The sequence below is a fragment of the Rhodococcus tibetensis genome, from assembly GCF_024438035.1.
Taxonomy (GTDB): Bacteria; Actinomycetota; Actinomycetes; order Mycobacteriales; family Mycobacteriaceae; genus Rhodococcus_F; species Rhodococcus_F tibetensis.
Genome location: NZ_JANFQF010000023.1, coordinates 55,180 through 78,429 on the forward strand (window position 1 = coordinate 55,180; position 23,250 = coordinate 78,429).

The 23,250-nt window shown below is 66.8% G+C and carries 26 protein-coding genes; 5 read left to right on the forward strand and 21 right to left on the reverse strand.

Annotated features, from left to right (window positions below):
• Window positions 1-57 precede the first annotated feature (57 nt).
• From hemC to NOF53_RS22795, 4 genes are all read right to left on the reverse strand, one after another.
• Window positions 58-1,023, reverse strand: a complete 966-nt coding sequence (hemC, locus tag NOF53_RS22780) for a hydroxymethylbilane synthase (protein WP_255972989.1) — start codon at window positions 1,021-1,023, stop codon at window positions 58-60.
• Entirely contained in the window at window positions 1,020-2,456 is a 1,437-nt protein-coding gene (locus tag NOF53_RS22785) for a glutamyl-tRNA reductase (protein WP_255972991.1), read from the reverse strand. Before NOF53_RS22785 ends, hemC begins: the two co-directional genes overlap by 4 nt.
• The gene (locus NOF53_RS22790) at window positions 2,453-3,322 is read right to left on the reverse strand and encodes a redox-sensing transcriptional repressor Rex (protein ID WP_255972993.1); all 870 of its coding nucleotides are present in this window, start codon (window positions 3,320-3,322) and stop codon (window positions 2,453-2,455) included. Before NOF53_RS22790 ends, NOF53_RS22785 begins: the two co-directional genes overlap by 4 nt.
• A 140-nt stretch (window positions 3,323-3,462) precedes the next feature.
• A complete protein-coding gene (locus NOF53_RS22795; protein ID WP_255972995.1) occupies window positions 3,463-3,723 on the reverse strand; it encodes a glutaredoxin family protein in 261 nt (86 codons plus the stop codon).
• Between the two features lie 178 nt (window positions 3,724-3,901).
• Here NOF53_RS22795 and NOF53_RS22800 point away from each other — a divergent pair, with 178 nt between their 5' ends.
• Window positions 3,902-4,879 (forward strand): HAD family hydrolase, encoded by a 978-nt coding sequence (locus NOF53_RS22800; protein WP_255972997.1) that lies wholly within the window; start codon window positions 3,902-3,904, stop codon window positions 4,877-4,879.
• 71 nt (window positions 4,880-4,950) lie between these two features.
• Here the strand turns inward: NOF53_RS22800 and NOF53_RS22805 are convergent, their stop codons facing one another.
• The 10 genes from NOF53_RS22805 to NOF53_RS22850 form a co-directional block, all read right to left on the reverse strand.
• Window positions 4,951-5,976 carry a lysophospholipid acyltransferase family protein gene (locus NOF53_RS22805; protein ID WP_255973000.1) on the reverse strand — a complete coding sequence of 342 codons (1,026 nt, stop codon included), beginning with the start codon at window positions 5,974-5,976 and terminating at the stop codon, window positions 4,951-4,953.
• Entirely contained in the window at window positions 5,973-7,049 is a 1,077-nt protein-coding gene (locus NOF53_RS22810) for an NAD-dependent epimerase/dehydratase family protein (RefSeq protein ID WP_255973002.1), read from the reverse strand. The genes NOF53_RS22805 and NOF53_RS22810 overlap by 4 nt, the downstream gene beginning before the upstream one ends.
• A gap of 161 nt (window positions 7,050-7,210) precedes the next feature.
• Entirely contained in the window at window positions 7,211-7,312 is a 102-nt protein-coding gene (locus NOF53_RS22815) for a 30S ribosomal protein bS22 (protein WP_003402602.1), read from the reverse strand.
• Window positions 7,313-7,506: 194 nt separating this feature from the next.
• A complete protein-coding gene (locus tag NOF53_RS22820) occupies window positions 7,507-7,743 on the reverse strand; it encodes a helix-turn-helix domain-containing protein (protein WP_109327837.1) in 237 nt (78 codons plus the stop codon).
• 125 nt (window positions 7,744-7,868) lie between these two features.
• The gene (gene proC / locus NOF53_RS22825; RefSeq protein WP_255973007.1) at window positions 7,869-8,684 is read right to left on the reverse strand and encodes a pyrroline-5-carboxylate reductase; all 816 of its coding nucleotides are present in this window, start codon (window positions 8,682-8,684) and stop codon (window positions 7,869-7,871) included.
• A 36-nt stretch (window positions 8,685-8,720) separates the two neighbouring features.
• Window positions 8,721-9,563: a thioesterase family protein gene (locus NOF53_RS22830; RefSeq protein ID WP_255973009.1), complete on the reverse strand. Its 843-nt coding sequence runs from the start codon at window positions 9,561-9,563 to the stop codon at window positions 8,721-8,723.
• Window positions 9,560-10,192, reverse strand: coding sequence for a MerR family transcriptional regulator (locus NOF53_RS22835; RefSeq protein ID WP_255973012.1), 633 nt, complete (start codon window positions 10,190-10,192; stop codon window positions 9,560-9,562). The genes NOF53_RS22830 and NOF53_RS22835 overlap by 4 nt, the downstream gene beginning before the upstream one ends.
• A gap of 111 nt (window positions 10,193-10,303) precedes the next feature.
• Window positions 10,304-11,245, reverse strand: a complete 942-nt coding sequence (locus NOF53_RS22840) for a sugar phosphate isomerase/epimerase family protein (RefSeq protein ID WP_255973014.1) — start codon at window positions 11,243-11,245, stop codon at window positions 10,304-10,306.
• Between the two features lie 7 nt (window positions 11,246-11,252).
• Window positions 11,253-12,452: an Rv0497 family membrane protein gene (locus NOF53_RS22845; RefSeq protein WP_255973017.1), complete on the reverse strand. Its 1,200-nt coding sequence runs from the start codon at window positions 12,450-12,452 to the stop codon at window positions 11,253-11,255.
• Window positions 12,449-13,402, reverse strand: a complete 954-nt coding sequence (locus NOF53_RS22850; protein WP_255973019.1) for a Ppx/GppA family phosphatase — start codon at window positions 13,400-13,402, stop codon at window positions 12,449-12,451. Before NOF53_RS22850 ends, NOF53_RS22845 begins: the two co-directional genes overlap by 4 nt.
• 66 nt (window positions 13,403-13,468) lie before the next feature.
• Here NOF53_RS22850 and NOF53_RS22855 point away from each other — a divergent pair, with 66 nt between their 5' ends.
• Both NOF53_RS22855 and NOF53_RS22860 read left to right on the forward strand, forming a co-directional pair.
• On the forward strand, window positions 13,469-14,254 hold the full coding sequence (locus NOF53_RS22855; RefSeq protein ID WP_255973079.1) for a DUF3109 family protein: 786 nt from the start codon (window positions 13,469-13,471) through the stop codon (window positions 14,252-14,254).
• A 69-nt stretch (window positions 14,255-14,323) separates the two neighbouring features.
• On the forward strand, window positions 14,324-14,668 hold the full coding sequence (locus NOF53_RS22860) for a hypothetical protein (RefSeq protein WP_255973021.1): 345 nt from the start codon (window positions 14,324-14,326) through the stop codon (window positions 14,666-14,668).
• A gap of 6 nt (window positions 14,669-14,674) precedes the next feature.
• Here NOF53_RS22860 and NOF53_RS22865 read toward each other — a convergent pair whose 3' ends face one another.
• The 7 genes from NOF53_RS22865 to NOF53_RS22895 all read right to left on the reverse strand — a co-directional run bounded on the left by NOF53_RS22865 (window position 14,675) and on the right by NOF53_RS22895 (window position 21,959).
• Window positions 14,675-15,364 carry a winged helix-turn-helix domain-containing protein gene (locus tag NOF53_RS22865; RefSeq protein WP_255973023.1) on the reverse strand — a complete coding sequence of 230 codons (690 nt, stop codon included), beginning with the start codon at window positions 15,362-15,364 and terminating at the stop codon, window positions 14,675-14,677.
• Window positions 15,361-16,554 carry a sensor histidine kinase gene (locus NOF53_RS22870; protein ID WP_308213859.1) on the reverse strand — a complete coding sequence of 398 codons (1,194 nt, stop codon included), beginning with the start codon at window positions 16,552-16,554 and terminating at the stop codon, window positions 15,361-15,363. Before NOF53_RS22870 ends, NOF53_RS22865 begins: the two co-directional genes overlap by 4 nt.
• Before the next feature lie 149 nt (window positions 16,555-16,703).
• A complete protein-coding gene (locus NOF53_RS22875) occupies window positions 16,704-17,459 on the reverse strand; it encodes a phosphoglyceromutase (RefSeq protein ID WP_255973025.1) in 756 nt (251 codons plus the stop codon).
• A gap of 50 nt (window positions 17,460-17,509) precedes the next feature.
• Window positions 17,510-19,099 (reverse strand): AMP-binding protein, encoded by a 1,590-nt coding sequence (locus NOF53_RS22880; RefSeq protein WP_255973027.1) that lies wholly within the window; start codon window positions 19,097-19,099, stop codon window positions 17,510-17,512.
• A 149-nt stretch (window positions 19,100-19,248) separates the two neighbouring features.
• The gene (locus tag NOF53_RS22885; protein ID WP_255973029.1) at window positions 19,249-19,740 is read right to left on the reverse strand and encodes a type III secretion system chaperone family protein; all 492 of its coding nucleotides are present in this window, start codon (window positions 19,738-19,740) and stop codon (window positions 19,249-19,251) included.
• Window positions 19,737-21,089, reverse strand: a complete 1,353-nt coding sequence (gene mshA, locus NOF53_RS22890) for a D-inositol-3-phosphate glycosyltransferase (RefSeq protein WP_255973083.1) — start codon at window positions 21,087-21,089, stop codon at window positions 19,737-19,739. The genes NOF53_RS22885 and mshA overlap by 4 nt, the downstream gene beginning before the upstream one ends.
• Window positions 21,090-21,131: 42 nt before the next feature.
• On the reverse strand, window positions 21,132-21,959 hold the full coding sequence (locus NOF53_RS22895; protein WP_255973031.1) for an alpha/beta fold hydrolase: 828 nt from the start codon (window positions 21,957-21,959) through the stop codon (window positions 21,132-21,134).
• Between the two features lie 53 nt (window positions 21,960-22,012).
• Between NOF53_RS22895 and NOF53_RS22900 the strand changes: the two genes are divergently transcribed.
• A complete protein-coding gene (locus tag NOF53_RS22900) occupies window positions 22,013-22,786 on the forward strand; it encodes a PIG-L family deacetylase (protein ID WP_255973033.1) in 774 nt (257 codons plus the stop codon).
• A 61-nt stretch (window positions 22,787-22,847) separates the two neighbouring features.
• Window positions 22,848-23,246 carry a PaaI family thioesterase gene (locus NOF53_RS22905; RefSeq protein WP_255973035.1) on the forward strand — a complete coding sequence of 133 codons (399 nt, stop codon included), beginning with the start codon at window positions 22,848-22,850 and terminating at the stop codon, window positions 23,244-23,246.
• Window positions 23,247-23,250 lie beyond the last annotated feature (4 nt).

Sequence of the window (23,250 nt, forward strand, 5' to 3'; positions counted from 1 at the left end):
ATCATGTGTCGAGAGGGGTACAGGGGGCAGGCCGGCCGATCGGTCGGCCTTCGCACATCAAACATCGGCATCACCGGCCTCGATGACGTTCATCAGCTCGCGCGCGCCGAGTTCGAGGAGTTCCCGTGCGACCGAGCGGCCGAGTTCTTCGGCGTTGTCCGGGGAGCCCACTGCCCCCGTGCGGATGACATCCGAACCGTCGATGGCTGCGGCGCATCCTCGGACGGAGAGTTCGTCGAAGATGCGGCCGTCGTCGTCGAGTGATTCGACGACCTCCGCGATGGCCCCGACAGGTGCGGTGCACCCGGCCTCCAGTTCGGCGAGGAGGGCACGTTCCGCGGTGACGGCGGCGCGGCTGTTCGGGTCGTCGAGTTCGGCCAGGATCGAGACGAGCGCGTTGTCGCCGGACAGGCATTCCACGGCCAGCGCACCCTGGGCGGGCGCGGGCAGCATCTGGACGGGTTCGAGGGACTCGGTGATCAGGTCCAGGCGACCGATACGCGCCAACCCTGCGCGTGCCAGGACGACGGCGTCGAGTTCGCCGGACTCGACCTTGCCGAGCCGCCGCTGAAGGTTGCCGCGGAGCGGGCGGATGTCGAGGCCGAGGCCGAGTGCCCGTAGCTGCGAGGTGCGGCGCGGTGCGGACGTGCCGACCTTCGATCCGACGGGCAGTTCACCGAGGACGAGTCCGTCGCGGGCGACCAGCGCATCGCGCGGGTCTTCCCGAGGCGGGATCGCGGCGATGGTGAACCGTTCGTCTCGGGCAGTCGGAAGATCTTTGTACGAGTGCACGGCTACGTCGACGCGGCCGTCGACGAGCGCTTCCCGGAGTTCCGCGGTGAAGACGCCGACCCCGATCTTCTCTACCGACTCCATGGACTGATCGCCCTTGGTTTTGATGATGACGAGTTCGGCTTCGTGTCCGGCCGAGATCAGGGCGTCACGCACGGTGCCGGCCTGGGTGGTGGCTAGTTCACTTCCGCGGGTACCGATCCGCAGGGTGCGGGTGCCGACGGCGCTCATGCCTGCGGTTCCTTCCCTTGGTTGTCGTCCGCGACGAATCGGCGCAGACGAGGGTCCTGGCCGGCAATGAAACCGTCGGTGATGTCGATGGCACCGAGGTCCGGCGTCCCGAGGTCGGTGGGTTTCGCGACGGCCTCCACGGATCCGGGACTGAGTTCGAACAGTTCGCGTAGCGCGGCGGCGTACGAGTCGCCTCCCGGCGCCGACGCCAGCTGCTTCACCCGCACGGTGGGCGCGTGCAGAAGCTTGTCGACCACTCGGCGGACGGTACGTGCCACCTCGTCGCGCTGGGGATCGTCGAGACCGGGCAACCGCGAATCGAGTCTCAGCAATTCGGCTTCGACGACGTCTGCGGCGCGCTGACGTAGTGCGGTGACGGTGGGCGTGACCTCCGCCAGGCGTTGGCCGGCGAGATACTGGGCCAGCTCGCTGGCCACGATGGCCCGGGCGGCGTCCGCATCCGAGGCTGCCGCCCCCGCGGCGGGGTCTCGCTGCAACGACTCCATGTCCAGCACGGTGACACCGGGCAGTCCCGCCACTGCGTGCTCGACGTCGCGGGGCAGCCCGAGGTCGCAGATGACGAGCGGACGTTCGGGGTCGCGGTCGGGCTGAGCCAGCGCACGGTGGGTATCCGCGAGCGTGACGACGGCACCGACCGCGCCGGTACAGGTCACGAGCACGTCCGCCTGCGCCATCGCCGCGGGCAGGTGACCGAGCTCGAAGGCCTGCGCTTCGACGCCGCCTGACCGGGCGTTGTCGGCAAGATGCTCCGCCCGCTCCTTGGTGCGGTTGACGACGAGAATTCGGCCGATGCCTGCGCGGGTGAGGTGTGCGACCGAGAGCCCGCCCATGGAGCCTGCGCCCACCACGACCGCGGTGCGGCCGCTGAGCCCACCGGTGCCGACGATTCCGGCGGCACGGTCGAGCGCCACCGAGACGACCGAAGCGCCCGCCGAGTCGATTCCGGTTTCCGCGTGAACCCGCTTGCCCACCCGCAACGCCTGCTGAGCCAGCTCGTGCAGGGTGCGTCCGGCGGCCTGCTGGGCGTCCGAGGATGCGTAGGCAGCCCGGATCTGACCGAGAATCTGCTGCTCGCCGATCACCATCGAATCGAGACCGCTGGCCACCGCGAACAGGTGCTCCGCGGCCGCCTCGCTGTAGCGCACATACGCGTGGCGGTGCAGGTCGGTGAGGTCGAGCCCGGAGTGATCGGCCAGGAGTTCACCGACCTCGGTGAGAGCACCGTGGAAAGCGTCGACGACGGCGTAGATCTCCACCCGGTTGCAGGTCGAGACGATCATCGCTTCCGAGATGTGTGTCGACGCCAGAAGCTTGTCCGTCAGCTTCGGCCGATCGGTGTCGGTGACAGCAACCCGCTCCAGAACCGGCACGGGTGCCGTCCGGTGCGAGACCCCGACAAGCAGAACACTCACGGCGCGATCACTGATCCGTTTCTTGGTGCGGTGGACGGGACAGCCGAATGTCCGATGCGCACCCGCGGAGCCGTGGGAACGGCTTCCGCGCCCCGGGCGGCAGGAACCGACTCGGTGTTGCGTGCGCTGTTGAACGACAGGACCTGCATTTCGACCGCAAGGTCGACGCGGCGCATCTCGACGTGGTCCGGGACGTCGAGTGCGGTCGGCGAGAAGCTGAGGATGCAGCGCAGCCCGGCGCCGACGAGTCGGTCGCACACGTCCTGCGCGGCCTCGTCCGGAGTGGAGATGACGCCGATGGTGGCCTCGAGTTCGGCGCACGCCCGCTCGAGTTCGTCGACGTGCCGCACGACGAGGTCGCCCACCGGGGCGCCGACACGGGCCGGGTCACTGTCGAAGAGACCCACCATCGAGAATCCGCGACGCCCGAAACCGCCGTACCCGGCGAGTGCCTGGCCGAGGTTCCCTACACCGACGAGGACCACCTTGTGCCCGCGGTCGAGACCGAGTGCCCGTTCGATGCGCGCCCGCAGCCGCGTCACGTCGTAGCCGACCCCGCGAACCCCGTTGGGGCCGAGAAAAGACAGATCCTTCCGGAGCTTGGCCGAACCGACGCCGGAAGCGGCGGCGAGTTCCTCACTCGAGACGATGATCGTGCCGCGGTCCGCGAGCATTCCGAGGACCCGCAGGTACGTCGCGAGCCGCGTCACCGTAGCCTGGGGGATGTCCCGCGATTCGGGGAGCGGCGATCCCGGGGCAGGCGACTCGACAGCAGACGGACCGACTGCGCCCGTGACGCCACGGGCCACAGACCCATGCGTCTGGTGCGTTTCGGTCACGTCGTTGGCTCCTCGTCCGACCGGCATTCGATGCCGTTCTCCACGATGCTCCGGGGGATTGTTCACACCACGGTAACTGCTTGTGAACCCATGCACAAAGTCGCTGCGACTGCGCGACATGCACTCCTACCTGCACGGCATCGGAAGTTCGAAGTTTTAGGGTCACCTTACTTGCGCAAATCCGATCGGAGGCGCTCTTCGTCGACCTCCCAGTAACTGTGCTCACGTCCGTCGAGCAGGACGACCGGCAGGCGGTCGCCGAATTCCGCCCGCAATTCGGGGTCGGTAGAGGCCGCGTCGTCGACGTCTATGCACGTCAGTTCCAGCCCGAACTCTTTGCACAGAACCAGCAATTGCTCGCGCGCCGGCGCGCACGCCCCGCAACCCGCCCGCGTGAGGAGCGTCACCTCGTGTTCGCCGGTACTCATGCCAGATACTTCCTTTCGCCACCTCTGTGGGACTCACTGTGCCGTTTCGGGGGCCGGCGACGCCACTCGACTCGGAGATGAACGTCACACGATTAGGTGCACGCCGCCATCCGACCGCCCAGCGCACGAACCGAGGGATAGGCTGCGCACAGAGGCTTCAGCGATAGGGGAGGTGCGAGTGCCTGCGCGATCACTACCGAACGGCTCGGGTTTCGGTTCAGGACTGGCCGGGATGATCCTTCCGGGCCGGCGGCAGTTCAGGAATCCGCTGGGTCCGAGCGAAGCCGAGGTACGTGCAAACGTCGCGGGCGAGGCAAGTGCCGATGCAGCGCTGGCCCTCCACGAGGCCGGGATCGAGACCGAGGAACCTCAGGTTCCCCTGGATCTGACTGCCGCAGCCTTCTTCGACGTCGACAACACGATGGTCCAGGGTGCGTCGATCATTCACTTCGCCCGCGGACTCGCGGCCCGGAAATACTTGAAGTCCTCCGACCTGCTGGACTTCGCGTGGAAGCAGATCAAGTTCCGCGTGACCGGCAAGGAGAGCAGCGTCGACGTCGCCTCGGGTCGTGAGAAGGCTCTCTCGTTCGTGGCCGGGCGGTCCACCGCCGAACTCGCCCGGCTCGGCGAGGAAATCTATGACGAGGTGATCGCCGACAAGATCTGGGCGGGCACCAGGGCGCTCGCCCAGATGCACCTCGACGCCGGACAACAGGTGTGGCTGGTGACGGCCACCCCCGTCGAACTCGCCCAGGTGATCGCCAAGCGGCTCGGACTGACAGGCGCCCTCGGCACAGTCGCCGAAAGCGAGGACGGCGTGTTCACCGGACGTCTGGTCGGCGACATCCTGCACGGCCTCGGCAAAGCCCACGCGGTGCGCGCGCTGGCCGTCCGCGAAGGCCTCAACCTCAAACGCTGCACCGCCTACTCGGACAGCCACAACGACGTGCCCATGCTGTCGCTCGTCGGCACCGCCGTCGCCATCAATCCCGACACCGACCTGCGCGAGCTCGCCAAGAACCGGGGCTGGGAGATCCGGGACTTCCGCACCGGCCGCAAGGCGGCCAAAATCGGTGTGCCCACCGCGCTGCTACTCGGCGCGGCCGGCGGCGCGCTGGCAGCCGTGGTCGCCCGGCGGCGCGAGCACGCGGTCTGACCGAGGCGGGCCAAGACGGTCCCACCGACCACCGCGGCGGGTATCGATCTCCGGCGGTGGTGTCCCGGGTGTCAGCCCAGGAACACGTTGCGTCGCTTCGCGAGGAGCCGGTAGAGCGTCTGCTGGATGGTCTCACGAACGTGGTCGGTGACCTCGAACAACTCCATGGGGTCGTCGGCCGCCGACGCGTCGTAGGTATCGGTGACGATGGGCTTTCCGAACTCGATGTACCACTTGGACGGCAGCGGAACGAGCCCGAGCGGCCCGAAATGCGGGAACAGCGGTGTCACCGGAAAATAGGGCATGCCGAGCAGTCGGGCGAGCGTTCCGAGGTCGCCGATCTTCGGATAGATCTCCTCGGACCCGACGATGGAGCAGGGGATGATCGGTGCCCCGGTTCGCATGGCGGCGGACACGAAACCACCGCGACCGAATCTCTGCAACTTGTAGCGCTCACTGAACGGTTTGCCGATCCCCTTGAACCCTTCCGGGAACACGGCCGCCACCTCACCGTTCTGCAGGAGGCGGACAGCATCCGGATTGCACGCGAGGGTGTGCCCGGCCTTGCGGGCGAGGTCACCGACAACGGGCATCTCGAAGGCCAGATCGGCCGCCAGCATGCGCAGCGGCCGATGGGCGGGGTGATGATCGTGCACGGCGACCGACGTCATCAGGCCGTCGAGGGGTAAGACACCGGCGTGGTTGGCCACGACCAGGGCGCCTCCGGTCGAGGGGATGTTCTCCAGACCACTGACCTCGACTCGGAACCACTTGTCGAACAGCGGCCGCAGTATCGGCAGCCAGACATTCTCGGCGAAGTGCGGGTCGTAGCCGAAGTCGTCGACGTGATAGTCGCCCGACAGGCGTCGCCGCACGAATTCCGCGGTGTTGACGATCTGATCGGCAAGGACGCGCCGGACGGCGTCAACGGTCGACGATCCGGTCACGGGCTGAGGCTCCGGCGGGCTGATCACGGCCGGCGGGGGCATTGCGGACGGATGTCGGCTCTCGCTCTGCTCGCGCCTCGAACGTGCCAGTGCAGCCCCGCGCGCGGTGGATCCACCGTGCAACGGAATGACCTTCGCCACTTCGTTCACCTCTCCCCTTTCGCCGTACCGGTCAGAGCGAGTAGAGCGTTCTCTGCTGCGTCGATCCATTCGTTCTTGATGATTGCGGTGACTCCCGCGGCCCGCGCGAAGTCGTCGAGCGCCTGCATCGAGGTCCACCGTGGCTCGAAGGATAGTTCGGTTCGCATGCGCGTGGTGTCCAGTCCGCAACCGAAGTGGAAGTACTCGAGTTGTTCGTTGGAATACGACCGCATGACCGGACCCATCAATGCCCGGCCGACGTTACGGAACAGACTGAACGGCATGGGCACCTCGACACGTCCGGCCCGGCGGATCGCCTGGGACAACATGACGACACCGTCGCCGGCCACGTTGAACGTTCCGGCCGGACCCGACACGGTTGCGCGTTCGAGCGCCGCGAGGGCGTCCTCTTCGTGCAGCACCTGCAGGCGGGCGTCACGGCCCAGGATGGTCGGTACCAGTGGGGACGTCAGGTAACGTGCGACCGTTGCGTTGAGGCGGGGACCGACCAGAGGGGCGAGTCGCAGGATGGACACGGCGATGTCGGGTCGCCGGCGTCGTATGCCGCGCAGGTAGCCCTCGATCTCGATGCAGTCCCTGGCGTAGGCGCCGCCGGGACGGCGGCGAGCGCTCATCTCCTCCGTGAACTTCGCCGGGTCCTGAGCCGTGCTGCCGTAGACGACGGACGCCGAGCGCAGCACCACTTTCCGCACCGTGGGCGCCTTCTGGCAAACCGCGAACAACTGCATCGCGCCGATGACGTTCATGTCCTTCATGGCCGCTCGGCTGCCCGCTTTGGGCGGTCGGGCCAAAGTCGAGGCATGCACGACCGTGTCGACCTCGGCATTGCGGATAACCTTGCCGATCAGCGGATTTCGGATGTCGGCGCGAACGAACTCTGCGCGGCCCATTCGCCGCAGCATGTCTTTACTCGGCGACACCGCATCCACTGCGATGACACGCTCGATGTCTGGATTCTGTGCCAGCCTGGTGATCAGGTATCCCCCGAGGAACCGGCTCGCGCCGGTGACCAGCGCGACGCGCGGCGGCGCAGTACGCTCAGCGCTGTCTCCGTCACTCACAACCACTAGAACCCCCGATCACGTAGCGAGTGAGGTCAACGATACGTGCAGCGGGCAGTTGGCGCTCCGCACAACGGTAATTGGCCGGTCGCCCAAGAGGCGCTTCTCCCGAGACGACGAATGCCCGCCACTCGAGGTGGCGGGCATCCAGACGCGACTCTTTACTTACCGAGTTTCCTGCGCTGCACTCGGGTGCGGCGAAGCAACTTGCGGTGCTTCTTCTTCGACATGCGCTTACGTCGCTTCTTGATCACTGAACCCATAGCGGGTGTCCCTCACGTTCTTCTCTAGCGTTCCTGCGCACGCCGGTCACGTACGCCTGCGCCTCTCTGGCGCCTGGGCCTCGTTTTAACTAGCTCAGCGCCTTACGACACCAGCTGGCTGGTACGACAGTCGCTAATCGTACCGGTGAGGTTCGCCCGGGAGAAACCGAGGTCACCCTCTTCGTGCCGATCGGTCAACCGGCATCGAAGTACGAGGTTTCGAGGTAGTCGTGCACCGCTTTCGCGTGCACTCTGAACGAACGGCCCACCCGGACGGCAGGCAGTTCGCCGCTGTGCACCAACCGATACACAGTCATCTTGGACACTCTCATCAGCGTCGCTACCTCGGCGACGGTGAGAAATTGCGTTCCGGCCAGGGCCGGTTGTCCGTCCTGGGCTGAGCCCTTGGACGGCTTTTTTCCAGACGTCATCAAACACTTACCTCCGGCACGTCTCGCGCCGCCGGCTTCCCCTCCGGCGGAACAGACACGCACGTGCTACCTCGAGCTTAGCGGGACGGATGGGGTTACTGCGACGGGTGTGGGCAATCGAATATCTATTCGGAAGAAGTTCCGAGCTCGGAGGATCTCGATTTCGCTGCCTCGAGGGCGTCGAAGAACGCCGAACGGAGGCCGTTCTTCTCCAATTGGCGTATCGCTGCAGCAGTGGTCCCACCAGGGGAGGTGACGGCAGCGCGCAGTTCCGTCACACTCTCCCCAGACTGATCGAGCATGGCCGCGGCGCCCACCATCGTCTGCACGACCAGCTCGGACGCCGTCGCGCGGGCCAGTCCGAGACCCACTCCGGCATCGATCATCGCCTCGGCGACGAGGAAGAAGTAGGCAGGGCCGGACCCGGAGACTGCAGTGACCGCGTCGATCTGCGATTCCGGCACGGTCACGACTTTGCCCACCGCAGATAACACCCCTCGCACCAGGTCGAGGTGGTCCTTCTTCACGTGCCGCCCGGGGGCGAGCGCGCAGACGCCCTCCCCTACCAGCATCGGAGTGTTTGGCATGACACGGACGACAGGGAACCCGGCAGGCAGTCTCGTCTCGTAGAAGGTCGTGGGGATGCCCGCCGCCAGCGACACGAGGATCTGTTCACGCTCACCGTCGAGATCTGCCTTCGACACCGCTGTGAGCGCGGACTCGACATCACCGGGCTTGACGGCCACCACGATGACGTCCGCTCCCTCGGCCGCGTCCTGGGGGCTGCTCACGCACACGGAGTACTCGGCTGCCAATTCGGCGGCCCGCGGTGGGTGCTGCTCGGCCACCACGAGATCCTTCACCGCGTGGCCTGCTTGCAGGAGGCCGGAGATGAGCGCCTCGCCGATCCTGCCGCCTCCGATAACCGCAATTCTCGTCATGCCGGACAGCCTGCCACGACCAGTGGCGGAGTGTTTCTAGCGGGGGATCATCGCCAGCTGACGGCTTTGCACGACGATCGCACCGGTCGAGTCGAGGACCGTGTGATCCTCTTCGAACCACGCACTGCCGAGTACCGTGCTGCTCGCCATCACGCGGAGCCATCCCGGAGCGGGCTGCCTGCGTAGATAGGTGGTGAGTTGGACCGTGGGAGCCCACCCGAACATTCCGCGGTTCATCGTCACGGGCGCACTGATGTCGCCGGTCATGATGGCGAAGAGTGCGGCGGTGTCCGGGTCGTTCTCGTCTTCGGCACGCGGACGCACCCACATGCGCACCTCGGGCTCACCCTGCTTGCCGGCGAGGAAGTGGGCGGACGTCCCGTCGACACGCATGTCGCATCCCTGGGCCACGTGTACCACCTGGCCCATCGGGTGGTCGGGTGTGAGTACCACCGCGTCGGTGGGCGGCTCCACCGGAAGCTGGGCCAACGCGTGATCGACGCTGTAGTGCGGCTCACCCCCGTCGGGGACGCCGAGTGTGACCGAGGCATGAACCGCTACCCGGTCTCCCTGCCGAAGCTCGACGTCGACGAACGAGACCTGCTTGCCGCGCTTGCGCACCGTCGTCGAGAGTGTGACCTCGCCGGGGTCGGGGGCGGCCAGGTAGTTGGCCCCCACCGCGAGCGGCTGGACCCGGGCGAGATCGTCCGCGCCACCTTCGTCGAGCAGGCGGGCGCGGGCGGCCGCCGCACACAGCGACATCATGGAGCCGCCGTGCACCTTCGGGCCGATGGTCCAGATGGGATCGATGTGCGCCTGGAACGTGCCGTCACCGCCGGGGGTGAGGACGTTGAGGTCGCGGAAGGGTGCTGAGCTCACGGGATGTCCTGTTCATCGGGGTTCTGAAGAAACTGCTGGGCGATGTCCTGATGGGCGAGTCGGCGCATAGCGGCGATCACCGGTTCGTAGATCGCGGTCCCGAGTACCGCGTAGCGGATCGCGTCCTGGGCCGAGCCTGTCGGCATGAGACCGATATCTACCTCGGCGATACCGCGAACGTGCCGTCCGTAGGCGTCGAGGCGCTCGTCGGTCATCGGGATGCCCGCGTCCTCCAAGGCCTCGAGAGCGCGTTCGAGTTGCGCGACCGCCACGTACCGGGGGTCGTAGATCTGGCCGAGCTTCTCGAGCACCGCGCGCGCCCGAGGATAGTCACCGGGATCGGCCGGGAGGTCGAGGTACGGCGGAAGTTGACCGATCGCCCTGCCGAGTACCTCGAAGAGCGAGTCGTCGGGATGGTCGACGAGTTGGAGTATCTTTCGGATCCGCGGGATCGGGAGTCCCGCGCCGGCGAGGGCCTTCACCAGCCCGAGGCGCCGGACGTGTTCTTCGCCGTACCTGGCCTGTGTTGCGCTCGTGGCCTCACCAGGCATCAGCAGACCCTCGCGCAGGTAGTACTTCACGGTCGCCAGGGGAACGCCGGTACGGGCAACCAGTTCCGATACGCGCACGGTGCCTCCTACCGCGACTCGAACTCGAACGTCCACATTGGATACTCCAGCTATCCAATACATCGGTAGCCTACCGCAGGAAGAATCGCCCGGAACGCTGTGGGGGCTCGGTCAGGTGTCGTCGTGATCGCCGCCGGGGCGGCTGCGTGCCGAACCGGACGTGGCACGACCGGTTTCGAGGTGTTCCCTGGCAAAGGCGAGAGCCTGGGCGAGCATCGACGCTCGTTCACGTCGGGTCCGGGCATTCTGAGTGTTGATCTCGATCACCGCTTGCCCGTCGAATCCGGAGTCGACGAGGTGACGGCACACCTCCGCGCACGGCTGTCCGCCGTGCCCGGGAATGAGATGTTCGTCCATCGATGCTCCCCGGCCGTCCGCGAGATGCAGATGCGCCAGTCCCGAGCCCATCCGCTCCGCCAGCTCCATAGCGTCCATACCCGCGGTGGCGGTGTGCGAGAGGTCGAGCGTGTAGTGGGCGTGACCGGAATCGGTGGGATCGTACGAGGGACTGAACGCCGACAACGCGGCTCCGGGACCGCCGCGCCGACGGAGTCGCTCGGCCGAACGCTCCTTGCTTCCGAAGAAACCGTCCGCCCGCATGGGAAACATGTTCTCCACCGCGACGACCACGTCACTGCGCTCCTCCAGAGCGGCTACCTGATCGCTGAACCCCTCCGCGTACCGGCGTTGCCAGCGGAACGGTGGATGCACCACCACGCTCGTCGCACCCAGCGACTCCGCCGTGCGCACCGAGCGGTCGAGTTTAGCGACCGGGTCGGCGCCCCACACCCGTTGCGAGATCAGCAGGCACGGCGTGTGAATTGCCTGAACCGGCATCGCATACTTGCGGACGAGGGCGGCCACGGCACCGATATCCTGGCTCACCGACTCCGCCCACACCATCAGTTCGATGCCGTCGTAACCCAGTTCCGCCGCGTACCGGAAGGCTGCTTCGGTGTTCTCCGGATACACCGAGGCCGTCGACAAACCGACCAGAACCTTACGCCCGCGCGGTGTCCGCCGCGCCCGCTCGTACCCACTGTCCCCGACCATGAGCAACTCAGCCCGACGCCAGCATGAAGGCGAGCGGCCCCAGAGTGACGATCATTCCGACCACGACGGCGATCACGAAGCTCGTGATGTCGTCGGTGCGGCGCAGGATCCTGACCATGGCCACCAATCCGACGATGACGAGCAAGGCAAGGATCAGCGCGACCCAGGGGAACACGTCCCACAGCTTCTCGAAACCCTTGAACAGGAGGGCGCCGGCGATCACCGCGATCACACCCTGACCTGCCAATACCGCCCACTCGCGGGCCGCACTGGTTCCCTGATCGGGATCGTCGGCGACGTTCGCGGCCTTCGCAGCTCTGACAGCCTCGGCTTTCGCCTCTTTGCGGGAGCGACGCGGAGTATCGGGCTCGGCCCGCGCCGCCTTCGCCTCATCCGCCGCCGCCTCGTCGGTGGCGGCGGCGATCAATTCGGTGTCCTCACCGGCGTTCGCAGCATCCGTGTCGCGCGACTGCCGCATCAGGTCGCCGGCCAGCGTCGAGCCGGACAGCAACCCGGGCTCCTGCTTGGTCCCCTTGTTGCCGGGTGCGGTCTCGGGCTTCTTCGGTGTCGTGGCGGGCATGACTGTGCCGACCGACGCCTGCGCCCGGTTCGGGACGGCCTTCGTCTCCGCCTCCGGCATGACCGGCTTGGGGGGCTTCGCGACGGGGGATGGCTGCACGCGGGGTGCGGCGAGGGTCGGCGCCGGTTCCGGCGCTTTCGCCGGTGGGGCGGGCACCGGAGCCACCGGCTTCGCGATGGAAGCGGCAGCTGGGGCGGCCGGCTTCGCCCGGTCCTGCGTGACGGAGCGACTGACCCAGGCACCCTGGTGATCGCGCGACGTTCCCGCGGCTCGGCCGCCGTTGCGACGGACGGCAGGGCGGCTCGCGATGGGCTCGTCATCGTCATCGCCGTCGTCATCGAATGGGGCCTTGAAGGCGGCAGTGCGCTCGTCGGCCGGTACCGACCGCGTCGTGGTCGGCGCAGGTTCGGGTGCGGGCTTACGTTCCAGCGCAGGAGCGGACTCCGGCTCGGAATCGAGTGCCCGCGACTCGGACTGATCCCGGACCACGGGAATCTCACCGGTCAGCTCGGCAACGGAAATTCCGCCCTTGACGCCACGACGACGTCTCCCCCCGCGGGACTCTACTTGCTGCCCATTGCGTTTGAGCAGTTCTGACACAGAGATCTGCTGACTGTCCTCGGTCATCGAGCACCCACCATCAATTCACCGCCCATTTCCGTGTCGAGCTTTCGGAGGATCAATCCCTCCCGCAGAGCCCAGGGGCAGATTTCCAGTTCTTCTACCCCGAGAGCTCTCATGCTGGCCTCCGCAACGAGCGCTCCGGCGACGATCTGTTGCGACCTGTCGGAGCTGACTCCCTCTAATTCTGCACGGTCCGCCGTCGTCATCCGCGAAATGAAAGCTATGAGTTGCCTGAGACCACCCGAGGTGAGCGTGCGCTTCACGCGGGGGCCGGCACCGGACGGCGCGGCGCCCGTGAGCCGCGCCAGGGAACGGAAGGTTTTCGACGTGCCGACGGCCCGATCCCACTCTCCTGCCGCACGCAGTTCCTTCGACGGGACGGCGAGTTCGGCGTCGAGCCAGTCACGAAGGACCGCGACCCGACGCTTCCCCGGTGGATCGGCCTCGAGCCAGTCTCGCGTGAGCCGACCCGCCCCGAGTTGAAGCGACAGCGCGACATCCGGGTCCTCATCGCCTCCGCTCGTCAGTTCGAGGGATCCGCCACCGATGTCGAGGTTCAGGATGCGCCCTGCGCTCCATCCGTACCAGCGGCGCACGGCGAGGAAGGTCAGCCGCGCTTCGTCGACCCCGGACAGCACTTCGAGGGTCACCCCTGTCTCGTCGTGCACGCGGGCGAGAACTGCGTCCGAGTTCTTCGCATCGCGCACTGCCGAGGTGGCGAACGCCATCAGCTCGCCGCAGCCCGAGGTCCTCGCGATTCCCGCGAAATCGGCGACCGTCGCCACCAGGCGATCCGCACCCGCGGGTGTGATGTCACCGAAGTCGTCGGTGTTCTCCGCCAGCCGCAATGTCGACTTGGTGGAGCTCATCGGTGTGGGGTGGCCGCCCCTGTGGGCGTCCACTACGAGCAGATGGACGGTATTGCTTCCGACGTCGAGTACCCCTAGTCGCACATTGACACGGTACTGGGTCTACCGTCGGGCTTTGTGACAGCAGGTAAAGCAGGGCGTTCCCACAAGATGACGCCTAGCCCCGAAGTTCCACTCGATTTCGCTCGCGAGTGGGTCGAATTCCCCGATCCCGACAACGCCGAGCACATCATCGCTGCCGACATGACCTGGCTGCTTTCCCATTGGACCTGCGTTTTCGGCACGCCGGCCTGTCAGGGGATCCTCGAGGACCGGCCCGATGACGGTTGCTGCTCGCACGGTGCCTTCCTTTCCGACGAGGAGGATCTGGAGAAGCTGAACGAGTCAGTGAAGCTGCTCACATCCGCGGATTGGCAGTTCATGGAGAAGGGTCTCGGCAAGAAGGGCTACGTCGAGGAAGACGAACTCGAGGACGAGCCGGCCCTGCGCACCCGCCGGTACAAAGGCGCGTGCATCTTCCTCAACCGCCCGGGCTTCGAGGGTGGCGTCGGATGTGCGCTGCATTCGATGGCGTTGAAGCGAGGAATCGAGCCCCTCGAGGTCAAGCCGGACGTGTGCTGGCAACTACCGATTCGGCGCACCCAAGAATGGGTGGAGCGCCCCGACGGTGAGCAGATACTCAGGACGACGATCACCGAGTACGACCGGCGCGGCTGGGGTGAGGGCGGCGAGGACCTCGCCTGGTACTGCTCGGGTTCACCCGACGCCCACGTCGGCACCAAGGCGGTGTGGCAGTCGTATGCGCCGGAACTGGCAGAACTTCTCGGCAAGGCCGCTTACGCCGAGTTGGCGAAGTTGTGTGCTCGCCGGGCGGGCCTCGGCCTCGTCGCCGTCCATCCCGCCACCACGATCGCGCAGCAGCGCGCGGCCGAGTAACGGATCGGACCCAGCGGTCGATTTCCCAGGCACGGCCCGCTCGCGGGCACAGCCACGATGGGAGAGAACATGCTTGCTCGAATTCTGTCCGGTGCCCTGTTGACCGCAGCCGCCGCGCTGGCCCTCGCCCCGGTCGCCGCCGCCGACCCCGCCGACGACCCGTACGGCTGGCACACCTACCACGACAAGACCGCGAACTTCGTCGCACCGCTCGACCCCGGTGCGTTCGGCGACAGGGGCGACAAGGCAATCGTGTTGAGCCCCTTCGGCACGTCCCGGGTGATCGAATGCAAGGGCGACGGACACTACGTCGCCGTATCGTGCCGCCAGTTCGACGACCAGGCGCGCGAGCACGCCATCACGCAGCTCGTGTTCTCCCCGTTCCGGCCCGTCTACGTCTACAACCCCTTCTGACGCCCCTCAGGCTTCGAGTTTGTAGCCGAGACCGCGGACGGTCACCAGGTGCTCGGGCTTGGCCGGGTCGGTCTCGATCTTCGAGCGCAGACGCTTGACGTGGACGTCCAGGGTTTTGGTGTCGCCGACGTAGTCGGCACCCCACACCCGGTCGATCAGCTGCCCCCTTGTGAGAACCCGTCCCGAGTTCCGCAGCAGGTACTCGAGCAGGTCGAATTCCTTGAGCGGCAGCGTTACCGCCGCACCGTTGACCTGCACGACGTGACGCTCGACGTCCATGCGGACCGGGCCGGCCTCGAGGACCGCCGAGTCCTGCGCCACGTCGAGGTCGTTGTCGACGCCGCGGCGGAGTACCGCGCGGATCCGTGCGATCAGTTCGCGCGCGGAGTAGGGCTTGGTCACGTAGTCGTCGGCGCCGAGTTCGAGCCCGACCACCTTGTCGATCTCGCTGTCGCGTGCCGTCACCATGATGACGGGGACACCGGATCGGCTGCGCAGCTGCTTGCACACGTCCGTGCCACTCATGCCCGGGAGCATCAGGTCGAGAAGGACGATGTCCGCGCCGGAACGATCGAACTCGGCCAGTGCAGAGGGTCCGTCGCCGACGATCGTCGTCTCGAACCCTTCCTTGCGTAACAGGAATGCCAACGGGTCGGCCAGTGATTCCTCGTCTTCCACGATCAGCACACTTGTCATCGCTTGGCCTCCATACCGGTATCTCTCATTTCCACGCTTCCGCCGTCGGCGTCCACTGTCTCGATGTGTGCAGGAATTTGCAGGGTGAACGTCGAACCCGTTCCGGGTTTGCTCCACAATTCGATGGATCCGTTGTGGTTGGCGGCGACGTGCTTGACGATGGCGAGCCCGAGTCCCGTTCCGCCGGTCGCCCGCGCCCGGGCCTTGTCCACCCTGAAGAAGCGTTCGAACACCCGCTCCTGATCGGCTTTGGCGATCCCCTCACCGCGGTCGGTGACCGAGATCGCGACGTTGGCGCCGCGGATCGAGCGGCTCACCGACACAGGCGTCCGCTTCGGCGAGTACGCGATGGCGTTCTGCACCAGGTTGGTGAGTGCGGTGACCAGCAGTGCGCGGTCACCGAGGACTTCGTAGCCACTGGGATGGTCGGTGGTGACGGAGATGCCCGCCGCCTCCGCGGAGATCCTGCAGCGTTGCAGGGCTTCGTCCACGACCTCGTCGACCGATACCGCCTCGAGGTCGGGGAGTTTCTCGGCACCCTGTAGCCGCGACAGCGCGATCAATTCGGTGACCATTTTGCCGAGGCGGACCGATTCGTGGAGCACTCGCTCACCGAAGTGCCGCACCGATTCCGGGTCGTCCGCCGACTCGAGGAGTGCCTCGGCAAGCAGGCCCATGGCCCCGACCGGGGTCTTGAGTTCGTGACTGACGTTGGCGACGAAGTCGCGGCGGGTCGCTTCCATCCGCACCTGTTCGGAATCGTCGTCCGCGAACAGGACCACGAATTTGTGGTCTTCCTTGCTGAGCAACCGCGCTGTGCCTCGCACAGCGATCCGATCACGCCCACGATGCGGATTCTTCGCGCTGAGATCCACTTCGACGGGCTCGCCGGTTTCGAGGACGCGCAGGGCCGCCGCCCACGCGCGGTCGTCGACGAGTCGGTTGCGGACCAGGCCGAGTTCCTCGGCGCGCGGGTTGAACAGAACGACATCGTGGAACTGGTCCACCACGGCGATGCCGCTCTCCGACGCCAGCACGATCAGGTCGAGCACTTGCGACATCGTCAGACCGGACTGCTCCGCCATCCGCTGCGAGTGCCGCGTCGACAGCATGGGAATCAGCACACCACCGATCAGGTAGCCGGCGAAGCCGCCCATGACGGCAAGCAGTACGCCTTGAACAACGCTCACGCCTGAATCGTACGTTCGCACGAACCGCTGATGACGCAGGGTTCAGCCATTTCCGTGCACGTCACACGTCGGAACCGCACTCTTCGTCCGTCGTTCACCCGCTGTTGGCCGAATGCCTCGCGAACGGGGCATTCGGCCGAGCACACGGACTATTTACCGCCCTGATTCGCCACCGCGGCAGCGCCCGCGGCAGCAGCCTCGGGGTCGAGGTAGGTTCCTCCCGGATTCAGGGGTGTCAGGTTCTCGTCCAGGTCGTACCGCAGCGGGATACCCGTCGGGATGTTGAGCCCGGCGATGTCGTCGTCGGAGATGCCGTCGAGGTGCTTGACCAGGGCCCGCAGCGAGTTGCCGTGGGCGGTGACGAGGACGGTCTTGCCCGCCAGCAGGTCGGCGGAGATCGTCTCCTCCCAGTACGGGATGAGGCGCTTGACGACGTCGAGCAAGCACTCGGTGAGGGGAACCTCGTCGAGTCCCGCGTACCGCGCGTCCGTGTCCTGGCTGTATTCGCTGCCCGCGTCGATCGGCGGCGGCGGCGTGTCGTAGCTGCGGCGCCACAGCATGAACTGCTCGTCGCCGTACTTCTCCTTGACCTGGGCCTTGTTGCGCCCCTGGAGGGCGCCGTAGTGACGTTCGTTGAGACGCCAGTCGCGGACTACCGGAATCCAGTGCCGATCGGCTGCGTCGAGCGCGATGTTGGCGGTGCTGATCGCGCGGCGCAGCAGGGACGTGTACGACACATCGGGCAGCAGGTCGTGCTCGCGGAGCAGTTCGCCGGCGCGCTTGCCCTCGGCGATGCCCTTATCGGTCAGGTGAACGTCCACCCAGCCGGTGAACAAGTTGAGTGCATTCCATTCGCTCTCGCCGTGGCGGAGCAGCACAAGGGTTCCGGTACTCATGCCGTTCATCCTGGCATGCGTTCCGGAACCCTTGCGCCCTGAACCCCTCTACGGTGTGTCTACTTCCCCGCCTCGGCGGCCCGCAGGTCCTTGCGGAGAATCTTCCCGGCGGCCGACTTCGGCACGAGGTCGATGAACTCGACCTTGCGGACCTTCTTGTGCGGGGACACCCGCTCGGCGACGAACGCGATGACCGCGGCCTCGTCCAGTTCGGCGCCCTGCTGCTTGACGACGAACGCCTTGGGCACTTCCTCACCCTCCTCGTCGAGCACCCCGATCACGGCGGCGTCGGCGATCTGCGGATGCGTCAGCAACAACGCCTCCAACTCGGCCGGCGGCACCTGATAACCCTTGTACTTGATCAGCTCCTTCATCCGGTCCACGATCGTGACCACACCCTCGGAATCAACGGTCGCGATGTCACCGGTGTGCAGGTACCCCTCCGCGTCCAGGGTTTCCGCGGTGGCCTCGTCGTTGCCGAGGTAACCGGCCATGATGTTCGGCCCCTTGCACCACAACTCACCCGGCGCACTGACACCCTCGGTCGGCTGCTCGATCTCCTCGCCGGTACCGGGGTCGACGAGCTTGCATTCCATGTTCGCGATCGTCGGGCCCACCGAGTCCAGCGCGATGTCGTCGCGATCGAAGGGAATGGCGTGGCTGACCGGGCTCATCTCCGACATGCCGTAGCCCTGCCGCACCCGGCAACCGAGCCGGTTCGCGACCGCCTTGCCCAGTTCCTGATCGAGCGGGGCGGCCCCGGAGAAGATCGAATGCACACTGGACAGGTCGTACTGGTCGATCAACGGGTGCTTGGCCAGCGCCACCGCCACCGGCGGGGCGATGAACACGTACGTGCACCTCTGCTCGGAGACGATCTTCAGGAATTCGACCAGGTCGAACTTCGGCATCGTCACCAGAGCGGCCCGGTTGCGCAGGGCGGCGTTGAGCAGCACCGTCATGCCGTAGATGTGGAAGAACGGCAACACGGCGAGGAGCTTGTCGTCGCCACTGATGCCCATCCGCGGATTGATCTGGCACACGTTGGCCACCAAGTTGCGATGGGTGAGCATCACCCCCTTCGGCCTGCCGGTGGTGCCGGACGAATAGGGCAGCACCGCGAGCTGCGTCGCCGGGTCGAACGAGACCTCCGGGGCGGGCGCCCCCTCGGTCAACAGGTCCTTCAGCGACGGGTGACCCTCGGCGCCGTCGAGGACGATCACGTTCGCGTCCGCGATCCCGACCTGGGCGGCGGCGGCCTTGGCCTGCGGCAGCAGCGGCGAGACGGTGAAAAGGAACTTGGCCTTGGAGTCGGTGAGCTGTTTGGCGATGTCCTCCGCCGTGTACAGCGCGTTGATGGTGGTGGCCACACCACCGGCCCGCAGGATCCCGTGGAACACCGACGCGAACGCGGGAACATTCGGCGAATGCAGACCCACGACCTCACCGACAGCCAATCCGCGGGCCGCGAGCGCCCCCGCGACCCCGTTGATCTGGGCGATCAACCCCTGATAAGTGGTGACCGCACCGGAAGCGCCGTCGATCAGCGCCGGCCGTGCCTCCTCGGCCGGGTCGACGGAACCGAAGAGGAAGTCATAGACGCTGAGGTTCGGAATCTCGACGTCCGGAAACGGGCTCTTGAAGCTCACTGGGGCCTCTCCCTCGAAGTGTTGCAGCAGCAGTTGTCGACACAAGTTTCTGTGAAACCTAGAAACATGTACTCATCCTGTGACAACAGTCACAAGATGCAGCAACTCTACCCGCGCATATTTCCGCTCTGCGGGCGGTTATCGAGAGCTCATTCCTCGGAGTCGTCGATCAGATGCTGAAACGGTTTCAGGTTGGCGAGGGACTCCCCGCGAGAGACGCGCCAGTCCCATTCCCGCTTGATCGAGCTGGCGAATCCCAGCTCGAGAAGGGTGTTGAAATCGCCGTCCGAGGCCTCGAGGATCTGCCCGAGCACCCGATCCAGCTCGTCCGCGTTCACGGCGTGGCCGGCGAGCTGCCCGACCAGGTAGATGTCGCCGATCTTGTCGAGCGTGTAGGCCACCGAGTACAGCCGCCGGTTGCGGCGCAGCAGGTACTTGTAGACGCCCTCGAAATTCTCATCCGGTTTGCGGCACACGAACGCCTCCACCCGCAGACCATGCGTACCGACGGTCAATAGGGTGGTGGTCTTCAGCTTGCGCTCTCCGGGTAACTCGACGATGAAATGCGTCGAATCCTTCCTGGTGAACTCCATCTCACGCTCGGCCAGCGCAGACTCGACGACTTCGGCAAGATCGCTCATGCGCGCACTCCCCCGACCCGGCGCAGCTTCCACAATCCGCGTCCGCGACGCGGGGAGAACTCGCTCGGCCCGTTTCCGTTAATGTAGTTGATTGTCGCTTTCCGGTAACTCTCGAGAAGTCCGTCGGCGGTGTGCTCCCACGAAAAGTTCTCGGCGTGCCGCGGCGCCTCGGCGGCCAAGGCCGCCAGCCGTCGGGGATCGGACACGAGCGACTGCAACGCCGTCGCCCAGTCCCCGGTGCGGTGCCCGTCCACGAGGAGTCCGGTCTCGCCGTTGCGAACCGCGACACCGAGACCGCCCACGTTCGCGGCGATCACCGGGGTGCCGCACGCCTGTGCCTCGATGGCGACCAGACCGAATGATTCCGAATAACTGGGCACAGCAACAAGATCCGATGCTCGATACACGTCGGCGAGACGGTCGGGCACCTGCGGCGGAAGGAAGGTGACGTGGGCGGCGATGCCCAGTGAGGAGGCGAGTTCGATCAGCGCGTGAGGCCGGGCCAGCCCGGTACCGGACGGACCGCCGACGACTAGCACCCGCAGGGTCGAGTCGGGATCACCGGCGATGAGTTCCGCAGCAGCACTCAGCAGCACGTCGGGAGCCTTGAGTGGCTGGATGCGGCCGACGAATGTCACCACGGTCTCGCGGGGGTCGATGCCGAGCGCGCGCCGCGCATCACTCTTCTCGCCGGGCCGGTACCGGGTCAGGTCGGCGCCGGGGGCCACGACGTCGATCCGGTTCGGGTCGGCGCCGTAGTGCCGGACCAGTTGTTCGGATTCCTCGGTGGTGTTGGCGACGAGGCGGTCGGATTCGGCGACGACCTGCTGTTCGCCGATCTGGCGGGCGGCAGGCTCGGGAGTGTCGCCCTCGGCCAGCGACGCGTTCTTCACCGCCGCAAGCGTGTGGGCGGTATGGACGAGTGGCACGCCCCACCGGTCGCGGGCGAGCCAGCCGACCTGCCCGGACAGCCAGTAGTGCGAGTGCACGACGTCGTAATAGCCAGGCTCGTGGCGCGCCTCTTCTCGGAGCACTCCGGCAACGAACGCGCACAGCTGGGTGGGCAGGTCCTGCTTGTCCAGTCCCTCGAACGGGCCGGCCACCACATTGCGGACCAGCACGCCGGGCGCCGCCTCCTGCACCACCTGATCGGCGGACGACGTGGCCCGGGTGAAGATCTCCACCTCGACCCCGCGCCGCGCCATCTGTATGGCCGTCTGCAGCACGTATACGTTCATTCCGCCCGCATCGCCGGTACCCGGCTGCGCCAACGGTGAGGTGTGGACCGAGAGGACGGCCACCCTGCGGGGGCGCGCGCCCCGGCCGAGCCCGCCGAGGTCGTTGTACATGGGCGTCACGACTCCATACTGCCCCCTCGCTCGGCCGTGCTTCTAACCGAGGTTGTCCACGAACTCGCCGACCTCTTTGACGAACCGAGCCGGATCCTCGACGAACGGTCCGTGATCGCAGCCTTCCCAGAACGACGCCTGCGCGTTGGGCACGAGGTCTGCGGCGTGCCTGCCGGCAGCGACGTCCACGACGGAGTCTTCGGTGCCGTGCATCACGAGGACGGGCACATCCAGTGCGCGCAGCAGGTCGTCGTGGCTCGCGGCGCGGTCGAAGAGGGCCGCGCGTACCCGCGGTGGGGTGCTGAGGCTCGCACCGAACAGAGCCTGCGACTGCGCACCCTTCCCTTCCGGCGGGCCGGTGAGGGCGGTCCCGAACGCGCCGAGCGCGCGAATGGCGACGCGCGGCTCTTCCGACATCGCACCGGGGACCGCCTTGCGCATCGCGGCGCCGACCTTGCCGCCCTTCTCACCCCGGCCGATGCTGGTGATCGCACCGACGAGCACCACCCCGGCTACCGCAGCGCTTCCGTAAGTGGCGAGGTAGTCGCAGATGACCAGCCCGCCGTACGACCATCCGAGGAGGACCGCGCCGGAGGTGATCCCTTCGGCGGCGAGGATCGCGCGGACGTCTCCCGCCCACACCGTGGAGTCGTCGTAGCCAGTGGCGGGAACGCCCGAATACCCGTGCCCGCGCAGATCGGGGGCGATCACCCGGTAGCGCGCGGCCAGCTCGTCCAGCACTGCGGTGCCCCAGCACTGCGAAGACTGCGCCCAGCCGTGCAGCAGAACCAGGGGGCGCGCGTCCGGAGCACCGGTAACCGAGTACACGAGAGGCGTTCCGTCGACGCCGAAGGTTTCACGAATAGCCATGCGGCCACCCTAGAGGCCGCCGCGCGGGCCGGCCGCGTGCCAGTATTGCGCTCATGAGTGTCCTGGTGTGTTTCCACGCCCATCCCGACGACGAAGTGTTCACCACCGGCGGTGTCATGCGGCAGGCTGCCGATGCCGGTCACCGCGTGGTCGTGGTCACGGCCACGGACGGGGCCCTCGGCGAGGTCCCGGAAGGGATCCTGACCGAAGGCGAGTCGCTCGCCGAACGGCGCAGGCACGAGCTCGAGCACTCGACCGGCCTCCTCGGCGCAGCGCGGGTCGTGCTGCTCCACTACGCGGACTCGGGGATGGCTGGGACGCCGGAGAACGACAATCCTGCGGCATTCTGCAACGCCGATGTCGAAGAAGCGGCAGCCCGGCTGGCCGCGGTACTCGTCGAGGAGGCCGCGGATGTCGTCACCATCTACGACCCGAACGGTGGGTACGGGCACCCCGACCACGTCCAAGTCCACCACGTGGGCGTCCGCGCCGCGGAGTTGGCCGGTGTGCGGCACGTGTACGAGGCTGCCGTAAGCCGTGACCACATCCGGGGGCTGCTGGCCGCGAACCCGCAATGGTCCGAGGACGCGCAGCCGCCCGACCTCGACAGTTTCGGCCTCCCCGAGTCGGAGATCACGACGGTCGTGGATGTCAGTGGGGTTCTCGAGGTCAAGCGGGCGGCGATGCATGCGCACGCCACCCAGATCGGCGATTTCGGGCCCTTCCTCGCCATGCCGGACGAGCAACTCCGTGCGGTGTTCGGCCAGGAGTGGTTCCGCCGCCGCGGAGCGCCGGCCGGTCTCGCGGAATCCTCACTCCCGCTCTGAGCGGCGTCGACGCCTGCGAACCGCCTGCGCGGACCGGATTCCGCGCCTAGCATCCACGGGTATGGATCCCGCTGATCTCCTCGCGACAATGCCTTTCGCCGTGCACACCGGGGTCCGCCTCGAGGCGGCCACGCCCGACGCGGTAGTCGGCCGGCTCGACTGGGAACAGCACCGCACCACCGCCGGGAACGGCATGCACGGCGGTGCACTCATGACACTCGCGGACAGTGTGGGCGCCGCGTGCGCGTTCCTCAATCTGCCTGCCGGTGCGACAACGTCGACCACCAGTTCGAGCACCGTCTTCACCCGCGGGGTGCGTAAGGGAACAGTCACGGCTACGGCACGTCCGCTGCACGCGGGCCGGAGCACCGTTGTTGTAGTCGTCGAACTGCGGGACGACGAGGATCGGCTCGTCGCCCAGGTGACCCAGTCGCAGGCGGTCCTGCGACCGGCGAGCTGATCCG